The organism is Bradyrhizobium sp. Leo170, assembly GCF_004296405.1.
Classification (GTDB): Bacteria; Pseudomonadota; Alphaproteobacteria; order Rhizobiales; family Xanthobacteraceae; genus Bradyrhizobium.
Genome location: NZ_PSRR01000282.1, coordinates 1 through 11,364, shown reverse-complemented (window position 1 = coordinate 11,364; position 11,364 = coordinate 1). Strand labels below are relative to the sequence as shown.

The following is an 11,364-nucleotide window of genomic DNA, read 5'->3' as shown; positions in this document are numbered from 1 at the left end:
TGTGATAGACCACTAGATCCCTTTTCAAGGCTGTCGAATGCCGGCTTTGCCGCCATCGGCAGCCTTGAATTTGCCGGGCCGTCGAAGCAACGTAGCGGCATGAAGAAACGACTTTCCTGCTGCCTGTTTGCTGCGCTCATGGTTGGCGTGGCGCCGGGCCATGCCCATGCGCAATCTGCCGACCTCGTGCTGTGCGACCGCCTCGCGGCCGATCCCTCCGATCCCGACAAGCCCGCCGACGTCAAGGGCGTGCCGGAGGTCGCCTCGGCCGACATCGCGACCGCGATCAAATACTGCGCGACTGCCACGAAATCCTCGCGCCGGGCGATGTATCAGCTCGGCCGCGCCTATGCGGCCAATCGGCAAACGGCGGAAGCGGTCGCGGCCTGGCGCAAGGCGGCGGACAAGGGCTCGACCTCGGCGATGGTCGAACTCGGCGTGCTCTATGGGACCGGCGCGGGCGTCGCGAAAGATGAGGCGCAGGCGCGCAAACTGTTCGAGCGCGCGGCGCAGGCCGGAAATCCGCGCGGCGTCACCAATCTCGCCGCGCTGGGCGGCTCCTCGGCGGCCGACCCGGCGCGCGCCCGCGAATTGCTCGCGAAGGCCGCCGAGACCAACCCCGAGGCGCAATATCAGCTCGGCCTGATGCTTTCCGAAGGCACCGGCGGTGAGAAGGATGATGTCGCGGCGCGCGCGCTGTTCGAGAAGGCGGCGGCGCAAAATCATCCGGGCGCGCTGGAGCGGATGGGCGCCTTCGCGCAATCCGGCCGCGGCGGTCCGAAGGATTCGGATGCCGCGAAAGCCTATTACGAGCGCGCCGCAGCCCTCGGCGACGAGGACGCCAAGAAGGCGCTGGAGCGGGCGCGATGTCCGATGACGATCAAGGACAAGCGCGGCAACGTCGTGACGAACCTTTGCTTCTAGCGCGATCAATGGTAGCCCAGCCGTCATTGCGAGCGTAGCGAAGCAATCCATCTCTCAAAGCTTGCGGTGACAATGGATTGCTTCGCTACGCTCGCAATGACGTCTGTGGTGCGGCTTGTTCGAATTCCGTAAGCCGCTTTGCCGCCACGGCCCAGAATTGGGAGCTCGCGGCCTACGAACTGAGCCAGCTCGAATCCAGCCTTGCGGAAGCAGCCATGCTGTATTCCGGTATCCCCGTCAGCAATGTCACCACGCTGAAGGATCCGTTGCAGTCGGTTTCCGACGCGATCGCCGCGAAGGATGGCCGCAAATTTGCGAAGGCCTTTGGAAATCTGACCGAAGGCTGCAATTCCTGCCACACGTCGATGGGCCGAAGCTTCATCGCCATCCGCGTTCCCACTGGACCGCAGCCATTTGGCAATCAGCTATTTCCACCTCAGCGCAAGCCCTAATGGAACCGAGAGGGTGGGGCGCGGTTGATCGGGCAAAAGGAGACCCGACCATGATCCGCAAGCTACGATCCGGCGAATACCGCCTCTATTCGCGGAAGGTCAATCCGAAGACCGGTAAACGCCGCAATCTCGGCACCTTCAAGACCCGGGCCGCGGCCGAAAAGCACGAGCGTGACGTGCAATATTTCAAGCGCCACTAGTCGAGACTGTCCTGCGCGACGTCGCCTCTCTCCTCGTCATTGCGAGCGTAGCGAAGCAATCCATGCCCCCACTTGCCGCGCTATGGATTGCTTCGCTGCGCTCGCAATGACGGGCGAGGCGCCGAGTCCGTGTTTTCGGCGGCTGGCCCGATATCTCCGCTCGCGCTGGCGGGCGAAATCGACTAAGAGCGCCCCGCACAGATGTCCCACCAGATAGCGCAATGATCCGTCTCGATAACGTCAGCAAGCAGGCCGGCCACCAAATCCTCTTCATCGAAGCTTCCGCAGCGCTCAACCGGGGTGAAAAGATCGGCCTCGTCGGGCCGAACGGCGCCGGCAAGTCGACGCTGTTCCGCATGATCGCAGGCCAGGACGTGCCCGACGAAGGGCAGGTCGCGGTCGATCGCGGTATCACGATCGGCTATTTCAGCCAGGATGTCGGCGAGATGTCCGGCCGCAGCGCGGTCGCCGAGGTGATGGATGGCGCGGGCCCCGTCAGCATCGTTGCGGCCGAGCTGAAGGAGCTCGAGGCCGCGATGGCCGATTCTGATCGCGCCGACGAGATGGACGACATCATCGCGCGCTATGGCGAGGTGCAGGGACGGTTCGAGGAGCTTGACGGCTACGCGCTCGAGGGGCGGGCGCGCGAGGCGCTGGCCGGCCTTGGCTTCAGCCAGGAGATGATGGACGGCGACGTCGGCGCGCTCTCGGGCGGCTGGAAGATGCGCGTCGCGCTGGCGCGCATCCTCTTGATGCGTCCGGATGTCATGCTGCTGGACGAGCCGAGCAACCATCTCGATCTCGAAAGCCTGATCTGGCTTGAGCAGTTCCTCAGAGGGTACGAGGGCGCGTTATTGATGACGTCGCACGACCGCGCGTTCATCAATCGCGTGATCGGCAAGGTGATCGAGATCGACGGCGGCGCGCTCACCACTTACTCCGGCGACTATGAGTTCTATGAGCAGCAGCGCGCGATGGCCGACAAGCAGCAGCAGGCTCAGTTCGAGCGCCAGCAGGCGATGCTGGCGAAGGAGATCAAGTTCATCGAGCGCTTCAAGGCGCGCGCCTCTCATGCGGCCCAGGTGCAAAGCCGTGTCAAGAAGCTCGACAAGATCGAGCGGGTCGAGCCTCCGAGACGCCGCCAAACCGTGGCGTTCGAATTCCAGCAGGCGCCGCGCTCCGGCGAAGACGTGGTCGCGCTGAAGAACGTCCACAAGGGCTATGGCAGCAAGCGAATCTATGAAGGACTGGACTTCATGATCCGCCGGCGCGAGCGCTGGTGCGTGATGGGCGTCAATGGCGCCGGAAAGTCGACTTTGTTGAAGCTGGTAACCGGCTCGACCGAGCCGGACAACGGCACGGTCGTGCTCGGCGGCAGCGTCAAGATGGGGTACTTCGCGCAGCACGCGATGGATCTGCTCGACGGCGAACGCACCGTGTTTCAGTCGCTCGAAGACGCGTTCCCGCAAGCAGGGCAGGGCTCGTTGCGCGCGCTTGCCGGCTGCTTCGGATTCTCCGGCGACGATGTCGAGAAGAGGTGCCGGGTACTGTCTGGCGGCGAGAAGGCGCGGCTGGTGATGGCGAAGATGCTCTTCGATCCCCCGAACTTCCTGGTGCTGGACGAGCCGACCAACCACCTCGATCTCGCGACCAAGGAGATGCTGATCAACGCGCTGTCGGAGTTTGAAGGCACGATGTTGTTCGTCTCGCACGACCGGCATTTTCTCGCCGCGCTCTCCAACCGTGTTCTGGAGCTGACACCGGACGGTATCCACCAATTTGGCGGGGGCTATACGGAGTACGTCGCTCGCACCGGTCAGGAAGCACCGGGGCTGCGGAGCTAGCTTTCGGCCGTCGGCGACGACCAGGAGGGCGGGTCAACGGTTCAGGGCGACGTCCCTGAACGCCTCGACCAGCGGCCGCTCGAGCTTGCCCTTCATGCCCTGCAGGACCTCGTAAGCCGCCGCCCGCGACATCGCCTGTTTGTAGGTCCGCCGCTCGATCAATGCGGAGAAGATGTCGGAGATGGTCAGGATGCGCACGATGTCGGAGATGCTTTCGGCGCAAAGCCCGTCCGGATAGCCGCTGCCGTCAAGAAACTCGTGATGGTGCCGTACGGCATCGAGGATTTCGGCCGAGACGCCGGGCGTTCCCTTCAGCGCGGCGTGCCCGGCCGCAGGATGCGTTTCTATCAGCGCACGTTCTTCGGCATCGAGCTTGCCGGGTTTGTCCAGGACGGCGAGCGGAATCCTTGCCTTGCCGAGATCGTGAAACATCGCCGCTGCGTAGAGCCGCTCGATATCGGCCTTCGCCATGCGAAGGCTCAGGCCGAAATCGACGGCGATGCCGGTCACCAGCAGGCAGTGCTGGTAGGTCCCCTCGTGGTGACGGCGAACCGTCGCCAGCCAGTCGGACAGCCCATGCTCGGCGATCGTCTCTGCGATCACGTTGCCGGCGTCCTTGGCCTCCGCGACGTTGACGGCCCAGCCGCAGGTGACCGCCGAGAACATCGAGGCGAAGCTGGCCGCTCCGACCGACGCCGCCTCCCGGGCGCTCGAGGCGGGTTCGCTCGGAACGATCGATGGGGTCTCGCCCTGTGCGAGCTTTGCCAGTAACTGGGCCGGCTTGACCGGACCGAGCAACGCATGCGTCGCGCCGAGCGCGTAGGCTTGAACCACCGCGAGCCGGGTCCGCTCATTGACGACGAAAATGCGTTTTGGGATTCGCGAGAACGCGCCCGACATGGCTTTCAGCGCCGTGATGTTGTCGACGACACGCAGGTCGGCGTTGACGATAACGGCCGCGATGTCATTGCCGCGAATGCTGGCCGCTCCAAGCAGGTCCCCTGTGACGGGATGCTTCGGCTCCAGCATGGCGCACAAGGACGAAAGCCCGGCTTGCGTATCGGCTACAACGTAAACAGACATCGAGATGGTGGTGCCGGCATTTGCTTCAGATGTTGTCGAAGGCGCGCTGTTGGGCCTGGGTGAGAAAATGATCGAGGTCGCTGCAGAGACTGTGCGCGACATCCTCGTTGAGTTCGAATCGCAGCGTCTTTCCGGCCATGTCGATCTCGACGATTCCGCGCAGCGGCTCCGCGCAATTCGTGGTGACGGAAAAGGCTGCGATCTTGTGGACGGCCATCGGTGGTTCCTCCCTGAAAAAGTTGCGTCGCGCGCATGATCATTTTGGAATGATGGCGCGCCCTTTCTTCTTTCGTTCGGCGACAAACTTCACACCGATCTGCATCCCGTCGACCCGGACCAGTTCGCATCGCCGGAACGCAAGTCCTCTGGATGACAGGATCAGGAAGAATTCCTGCGCCCGCAGCACGTCGAGCGCGCCCTCGACCTCGAGCTTGGCGCCGGTCTGCGACACGTCGAGAAGAACGCAGCTTCGTTGCCAGGTGCCGTCAACGCCCATCAGGTTGACCGGATAGCGGTGCTCGAAGTGAACGCGCTCCGCTTTTCGGCTTCCGTAAGCCATCAATGCACTCCCCCAACTGAAGGCGTATCGGTGGACAAGGGCCTGGCGCCGATGTCGCTTACGGATCCGAAGCGGATGGCGCGCTGCGCGGTGGAAAGCGAAAGCGTGTCAAAGGCCTCCTTGGCCTGTTCGAGTTGTTGCGGCGAAACCGGCTTGACGCCCTTGCGGCTCCTGATGATGGCGACCGCGGTCTGCCAATCGAGCCGCGACGCCCGGCAGGCGAGGACCAGGCCGTAGCAATCCTGCGTCTCCATCAGCGGCTCGATGGTTTCGATCGGGACGGTTGCCAGCAGCGACAGCGCGGCGATGACACTGGGATGGTCGCGCCGGATCGCAAAACGGTTGACGATGGAATCGTTCAACTGGCCGGCATTGTTGAGCGCGAGCACCGTCGCCTTTGCCTCGGAATAGTCCACGGCGACAGGCTTGCGAGCGCGCCCGCGCGCGGCGGTCTCTTCGATCAGCGTTCTGATCGCGACATGCCGCTCGGGCGGCGCGGTCTTGAGCAGGCGGGCCTGCGCGGAGGGGCTGCATTTCGCCACCAACTCGCAAAGCACATCGCGCGGCAGATCCGGCCGCTGCACCAGCGCGTCGGCGATATCATCGTCGCGCAGGGCCATATCGACCAGGGTCGCAAAGCCCACAACAGAGAACTGCGCGCTGGGATTCCTTGCGAGGATGCCGCAGATGGCGGCGTCGCCGCGCATCAGCAGGGCATCTGTGAGCCTGCGGCTCACCGCGCTGCGTTCGGCGATGGCGCCGAGGTGCTTTTCGCCGCGGGTCCTGATGACCTCGATGAGGTCGTCTTCGGAAAGGCATTCGCACTTGCGAAGGATCGGGACGGCGACTGCCGCGTCCTCGTGCTGGGCGAGACGGCGCACCGCCTCCCTCGGGGCCGACCTCAGATCGGCAAGGGGGGCGCTGAGCTTGGTCAGCGTGCGCGCTTCGACGGCCCCGATCAGACGGACCAGGACGTCGTCGAATATTTCGATCTGGTGCTCGCTGAGCCGGTCGGCGTCCGCGAGGAACAGGCTCGCCACCTGCCGCAATATCCGGATGCGGCGTTCGGGGGAACCGGCTCTGACAACATCTTCGAGTTCCGCAATAAGCTCAGTCGAGGCAATGGCAGTCATGGCGGCACCAATAATCCGCTGCAGGACGTCGCTGTCCCTGAGCCGATTTCGCGCCTAGATTGTTAATTACCACTGTAAATTGGTCTTCTAGGGTTGTGTCTCCTTTAAGATTCTACCAGAAAACAGTATCGAAATTAGGCAATGGTATTTTGCCGCGTTGTCTTTCGCGGTCACTGCGCTCCAACTAGGGGGAATAGAAGAAGAGTACGAGACGAGTCGTCGAGCGAAGATCGCCCGCTTTTTTTGCGGTGCGGCGTAATTGCCGTGCCACCGACTGGTGTTGCTCTTACAAGAACTATTTTAAATGAACGATCATTCACCGGCGCTAACGCTGGTGCCGAAGATATTTCGATTCGATGATATCGACACGTTTCGGAGCTTTATTCGAAACGTGCAGGTGGAGTGCATTCCGCTTGCCCGGGAGATTTCGGCCGAGCAAACCATCCTGAACTTGCCGGGTTGCGACCTTAACTACACCAAGGCGTTTCCACGGGTCATCGACGTGCAGCTTGCGCCGAACACGACCGCCGTCGGGTTCCCGATGGATGAGGGCGCTGCCATTCGCTTCAATGGTATCGAGCACGATCGGTCGTTGCTGGTGATCGGCAGCGGTGGGGCTGCCTATAGCGCCCTTGAGAGAACCCCCCGGCAGTATGCCTCGATCGTTTTCAAGCCTAAGGTCGAGGATCGCGGGTGGCCGAAGACTGGGCTGAGCTTCAATCTCTATGAAACCAGCGAGACGGCGAAACGGCGGCTGCGCCAACTGGTGCGGGAGATCCTGGCGATCGCGCCGCACCTAGCTGAAGCGCCTGAGGTTCCCGGAGTAGCGGTTGCGATCCGCGAATCCCTGATGGCTGCGATCGACCATGCGTTCGCCGAGGTCGTGCCGGCAAAGTGGACGGCGCGGGCGAACGCTGCCCGGCAGTTCAAGGTTTTCAAGGATGTGCAGGCTGTCCTGTCCAGCGATCTCGCACGGCCGATCTATAGCGGCGACCTTGCCAGGGAGATCGGCGTATCAGTGCGTACCATGCACGATGCGGTGCAGCGCTATCGGGGGATGAGCCTGCACCGATATCTCCGCCTGCGGCGGCTGTGGCCCGTTCGCCAAAACCTCTTGGCCGGCGCCCACAGCGTCAAGGCCTGTGCGCTCGCCTGTGGCTTTTGGCACCTCAGCGACTTCTCCAGGATATACCGGTCGCATTTCGGCGAATCGCCGTCCGAGACACTTTCGAAGTCGCGGCGATCCTGAATAGCTGGGCCGCGCGGTTATGCGCCGCTCTGGCACTTCTTCATGAAGCTGGTCTTGGCGGCGCCGGCGAGCTTCTTGCCATCGGACCCGACCGCTTTGGCCTCGCAGGACTCGGTAGTGCATTTCTTCATGAACGAGGTCTTTGCCGCGCCCGACAGCGGTTTGCCGTCCTTGCCGACGGCCTTGGTCTCGCAGGACTCCTGCGCGAATGCCGAGCCGATCGCAAAGGTGGTGACGACCGCTACCAACAATATCCGTTTGAGCATGGGCTTCTCTCCCTGTTTGCCAAAATAGCGGGGCGGATTGGATATCGGAATCTTGCGCCAATCAAGTTGGTAGCGCGCGGATTCCTCCGCCAAATCGACAACCCATACCCGCGACTACGCCGCCCGGACTTCCGCCAGGAAGCGGTTGACTTGGCCGGCGAGATCGCGCGACTGCGCGGAAAGCTGTTCGGCGGCGCCGAGTACCTGGCTGGCGGCGGATCCGGTGTCGTCGGCGGCACGCTGCACGCCGGAAATGTTCGAATTGACTTCCTGCGTGCCGCGCGCCGCTTCCTGGACGCTGCGCGAGATCTCCTTGGTGGCCGAGCCCTGTTCCTCGATCGCGGCGGCGATCGCGGTGCCGATCTGGTCGATCTCAGTGATCACGTCGACGACGTTCTGGATCGCCTTCACCGTCTCGTCGCTCGCGGCCTGAATGGTGGCAATCTGCTCGGAAATTTCGGTGGTCGCCTTCGCGGTCTGGCCGGCCAGCGACTTCACCTCCGAGGCGACCACGGCAAAGCCGCGTCCGGCATCGCCGGCGCGCGCGGCCTCGATCGTCGCATTCAGCGCCAACAGGTTGGTCTGCGCTGCGATGTTCTGGATCAGCGTGACGACATCGCCGATCTTCTGTGCACCTTCGGCGAGCGAGCGGGCGGTATCACCGGTGCGGCGGGCGTTGTCCACAGCGCGCGCCGCGATCTCGGTCGACTGGGTGACCTGGCGGCCGATTTCCGAGATCGAGGACGTCAGCTCTTCGGTCGCGCTCGCGACCGTCTGCACATTGGTCGAGGTCTGGTCGGAGGCCGCCGCCACGACAGCCGCCTGCCGGTTGGTGGCTGACGCCGTCGAGGACATCGACTGCGCGGTCTCCTCCATGGTGGCAGAGGCGGCTGAGAGCCCGCCGACGAGCTCGCTGACCTTCTCCTCAAACGTGTGGGTCAGGTTGTCGAGCACTTGCGCGCGGCGCATCTTGACCTGGTTCTCGGCTTCCTTCTCGGCCGCGAGGCGATCGGCCTTGATCATGTTATCCTTGAAGACGCGCACGGCCTGCGCCATCGCGCCGATCTCATTGCTGCGTTCGGCGCCGACGATCTCGTCCGCAACGTCGCCAGCGGCAAGCCGCGACATCCTGGCGGTCAACTCCACGATCGGCCTGCAGATCCGGCGGCGCACCATCATGACCAGCGCAACGCTCGCCGCGAGCACGGCGATGAGGCCGGCGAGCGCGACCAGGAAGCTGACACGTGCAGAGGAGTAAGCGGACGAGAGCACCTGCTCGGCATTGTCATAGAAGGCGTCGCGCACCCCGATGATCGAATTGAGCCCATGCTGCGATTCCACGTAGAAGGCATCGACGTCGTGCTCGTACTTGCCGCTGGCCGCGCCTTCCTTCACGAGCTTCAGCTCCTTGCCGAACCGCTCGACATAGGCCTCGTTCATGCGGTCGAGTGCGGCTGCGACATTGGCGGGCAGGTTGGGATTGCCGCGCAGTTCCTGCAGTGACATCAGCACCTGGTCCGCGCGGCCCTGGGCGCGGGCGAGATCGACCTTCTCGGTCTCGGTCGCCGCACGCCTGGCGCCGACGAGGTTCTTGTGCTGGCTCGCATTGAAGCCGCCGACGTCGCGCAGCGACCAGGCGATATTGGCGTAGACCGCCTGCCGATAGGCGTCGCCGTCGATCAGGGCCATCTTGCGCACCTGGCCGTCGAGCAGGGACGCTGCGGCATTGTTGAGCACCGCATTGTCGGCGACGATCTTCTTGGCGCCGTCCTTGCGCGCTTCCGCTGGGCCGTCGATCGCCTTGTCCATCGCCTCGCGCAGCGCGTTGAATTGTGCGTTCACTCCATCGATGCCGGCGCCGATCGCTTGGCCGTCCTCGAGCGAACCGGGCAGCGCTTTGCGCAGCGCCATCATCTTGTCGCGGGCGCGATCGGTCGCTGTGCGCACCTTCTCGTTCAGATCGGCCCGCTGCTTCGGATCGACCGTCGGCGGCCCAAACAGGATGTTGGTGGCGAAGCCACGCTCCGAATTAAGATAGCGCGGGATGTCACTGATCGCGCGCACGATTGCGAGTCGCTCCTGCGCTACCGACACGTTCTCCATGGTCTGGTATTTCGAGACCGCGACATAGACGGCGAGTCCGCCGCCCACGGCGGACAGCGAGACGATAGCGGTGGTCAGGAGGGTTCCGATTTTCATCTGACTGGTGCCATTCTGGACGATAGAGGAGCATTCGGTTCCATGGTAACCAGCGCGGATTAAATCCGCGTTTACGCTTTCCGATCGGAGTGGCCGGCATGGCTCATCGCATCCTCGTCTTCTACGGCTCCTATCGCTCCGACCGCATGGGCATTCGGCTTGCGAGCTTCGTGGTCGAGGGTCTGCGCGCCCGCGGCGAGGACGTCGAATTCATCGACGCCAAGGAGGTCGGATTGCCCATGCTCGACCGCATGTACAAGGAATATCCGAAGGGCGCGGCGCCTGCTGCGCTGGAGAAGCTTGCGGGCCAGATCCGCGAAGCCGACGGCTTCGTGTTCATCACCGGCGAATACAATTGGGGCATCCAGCCGGGGCTGAAGAACCTCACCGATCATTTCCTGGAGGAGTGGTTCTGGCGGCCTGCCGCGATCGCAAGCTATTCCGCCGGCCGCCTCTCCGGCGCGCGCGCCGCGACCGCCTGGCACGGCACGCTCTCTGAGATGGGCATGGTGGTGATTTCAAGCACGATCGGCGTTGGACCGATCGCGCAGACGCTGTCGGCGGATGGAAAACCGATCGGCGAGGGCGGCAAGGCGCTGGAGCGGGCCTTTCCGCGCTTCGCCGATGACCTCATCTGGTGGGTCGAAGCCGCCAAGGAGCAGCGGGCGCGCAAGCAGCCGCCTTACTGAGTTGAGGCGAGGGCCCCTAACTAACGCGTTCGCTGATCCGAATTTCCCGTGGCTGATTTGCGCTTGGTTTCGGCAGGCGCGCCCATCTCCTGGCAGGGCATCTGCTGCCATGAACCGTCGGCTGCTTTTTGATAGGCACGGCAGGGCGATGTCGCCTGCTTGTCGTCGGCCTTCTGGGCGTCCGGCTGGGTTTCCGAGTTCTTCGCGAGGACCGGCGTCGCAAAATGCGCGAGCGCGGCCACCGAACCGGCGAAGATCACTGCTGCAATCCGCATCGGAGGTTCTCCTTTCGATGCAGACTTTTCTAGAAGCAATTGTGGAAAATTTTTGCCGAACGGCCCGATGCGCCGGACTTTGCTTAACAATCGGAAAACGACCGATGAGCCCAGGCCCGGGGAACGTCGCTGTCGTTCGGCGGTTTAGAACGAACTGCGGCCTAACCAGAACGGTGTGACGACCGGCGCAGGCAACATCGGGAGAGCGACATGATGCCAGAGACGCAGATTCACGTGATCGCGCGGCAGATGTTGGAGCAGCACGGCTTTGAGGCGATCGCCCGTGCGGCGCAGAAGGCGCAAGCCTGCGAGAGCCAGGGCGAGGCCGACGAGGCCCGCGAATGGCGCCACATCGAAGCCGCCATGAAGATCATGCGCGGCCCCAACCAGAGCTGACAAGCTATCGCACCGGCATTGGCGGACGCACCACTGGTCCGCCATCTTGCGCCGGCGGCTCGGGCACCGTTTGCAGCGGAGCCGGCGCGGGCGGT

Annotated in this window: 14 protein-coding genes; 7 read left to right on the top strand and 7 right to left on the bottom strand. The window is 63.5% G+C overall.

The features are described from left to right. Positions 1-99 precede the first annotated feature (99 nt). The 4 genes from CWO89_RS33020 to CWO89_RS33005 all read left to right on the top strand — a co-directional run bounded on the left by CWO89_RS33020 (position 100) and on the right by CWO89_RS33005 (position 3,420). The gene (locus CWO89_RS33020; protein ID WP_394568542.1) at positions 100-924 is read left to right on the top strand and encodes a tetratricopeptide repeat protein; all 825 of its coding nucleotides are present in this window, start codon (positions 100-102) and stop codon (positions 922-924) included. Between the two features lie 77 nt (positions 925-1,001). Further along, positions 1,002-1,376 (top strand): hypothetical protein, encoded by a 375-nt coding sequence (locus tag CWO89_RS33015; protein ID WP_130582673.1) that lies wholly within the window; start codon positions 1,002-1,004, stop codon positions 1,374-1,376. A gap of 50 nt (positions 1,377-1,426) precedes the next feature. Beyond that, complete coding sequence (locus CWO89_RS33010) at positions 1,427-1,576, top strand: hypothetical protein (protein ID WP_130582672.1); 150 nt, start codon at positions 1,427-1,429, stop codon at positions 1,574-1,576. 221 nt (positions 1,577-1,797) lie between these two features. Next, a complete protein-coding gene (locus CWO89_RS33005; RefSeq protein ID WP_130582671.1) occupies positions 1,798-3,420 on the top strand; it encodes an ABC-F family ATP-binding cassette domain-containing protein in 1,623 nt (540 codons plus the stop codon). 33 nt (positions 3,421-3,453) lie between these two features. Here the strand turns inward: CWO89_RS33005 and CWO89_RS33000 are convergent, their stop codons facing one another. Genes CWO89_RS33000 through CWO89_RS32985 form a run of 4 tightly spaced genes read right to left on the bottom strand, consistent with a single transcriptional unit; the run spans position 3,454 to position 6,195 of the window. Beyond that, a complete protein-coding gene (locus CWO89_RS33000; protein ID WP_130582670.1) occupies positions 3,454-4,503 on the bottom strand; it encodes an HD-GYP domain-containing protein in 1,050 nt (349 codons plus the stop codon). Between the two features lie 25 nt (positions 4,504-4,528). Further along, the gene (locus CWO89_RS32995; protein WP_130582669.1) at positions 4,529-4,720 is read right to left on the bottom strand and encodes a hypothetical protein; all 192 of its coding nucleotides are present in this window, start codon (positions 4,718-4,720) and stop codon (positions 4,529-4,531) included. Positions 4,721-4,759: 39 nt separating this feature from the next. Further along, positions 4,760-5,062 carry a PilZ domain-containing protein gene (locus CWO89_RS32990; RefSeq protein WP_130582668.1) on the bottom strand — a complete coding sequence of 101 codons (303 nt, stop codon included), beginning with the start codon at positions 5,060-5,062 and terminating at the stop codon, positions 4,760-4,762. Then, positions 5,062-6,195: a DUF2336 domain-containing protein gene (locus CWO89_RS32985; RefSeq protein WP_130582667.1), complete on the bottom strand. Its 1,134-nt coding sequence runs from the start codon at positions 6,193-6,195 to the stop codon at positions 5,062-5,064. Before CWO89_RS32985 ends, CWO89_RS32990 begins: the two co-directional genes overlap by 1 nt. A gap of 304 nt (positions 6,196-6,499) precedes the next feature. Here CWO89_RS32985 and CWO89_RS32980 point away from each other — a divergent pair, with 304 nt between their 5' ends. After that, entirely contained in the window at positions 6,500-7,444 is a 945-nt protein-coding gene (locus CWO89_RS32980; protein WP_130582666.1) for an AraC family transcriptional regulator, read from the top strand. A 17-nt stretch (positions 7,445-7,461) separates the two neighbouring features. On the opposite strand, the gene CWO89_RS32975 is transcribed toward CWO89_RS32980, so the two are convergent. Continuing rightward, positions 7,462-7,710 (bottom strand): hypothetical protein, encoded by a 249-nt coding sequence (locus CWO89_RS32975; protein ID WP_028165843.1) that lies wholly within the window; start codon positions 7,708-7,710, stop codon positions 7,462-7,464. A gap of 114 nt (positions 7,711-7,824) precedes the next feature. Continuing rightward, on the bottom strand, positions 7,825-9,909 hold the full coding sequence (locus CWO89_RS32970) for a methyl-accepting chemotaxis protein (RefSeq protein ID WP_130582665.1): 2,085 nt from the start codon (positions 9,907-9,909) through the stop codon (positions 7,825-7,827). Between the two features lie 98 nt (positions 9,910-10,007). Here CWO89_RS32970 and CWO89_RS32965 point away from each other — a divergent pair, with 98 nt between their 5' ends. Beyond that, entirely contained in the window at positions 10,008-10,598 is a 591-nt protein-coding gene (locus tag CWO89_RS32965) for an NADPH-dependent FMN reductase (RefSeq protein ID WP_130582664.1), read from the top strand. 20 nt (positions 10,599-10,618) lie between these two features. Here CWO89_RS32965 and CWO89_RS32960 read toward each other — a convergent pair whose 3' ends face one another. Further along, a complete protein-coding gene (locus CWO89_RS32960) occupies positions 10,619-10,873 on the bottom strand; it encodes a hypothetical protein (protein ID WP_130582663.1) in 255 nt (84 codons plus the stop codon). A 210-nt stretch (positions 10,874-11,083) separates the two neighbouring features. On the opposite strand from CWO89_RS32960, the gene CWO89_RS32955 reads away from it, so the two are divergent. Beyond that, on the top strand, positions 11,084-11,269 hold the full coding sequence (locus tag CWO89_RS32955) for a hypothetical protein (RefSeq protein ID WP_130582662.1): 186 nt from the start codon (positions 11,084-11,086) through the stop codon (positions 11,267-11,269). Positions 11,270-11,364 lie beyond the last annotated feature (95 nt).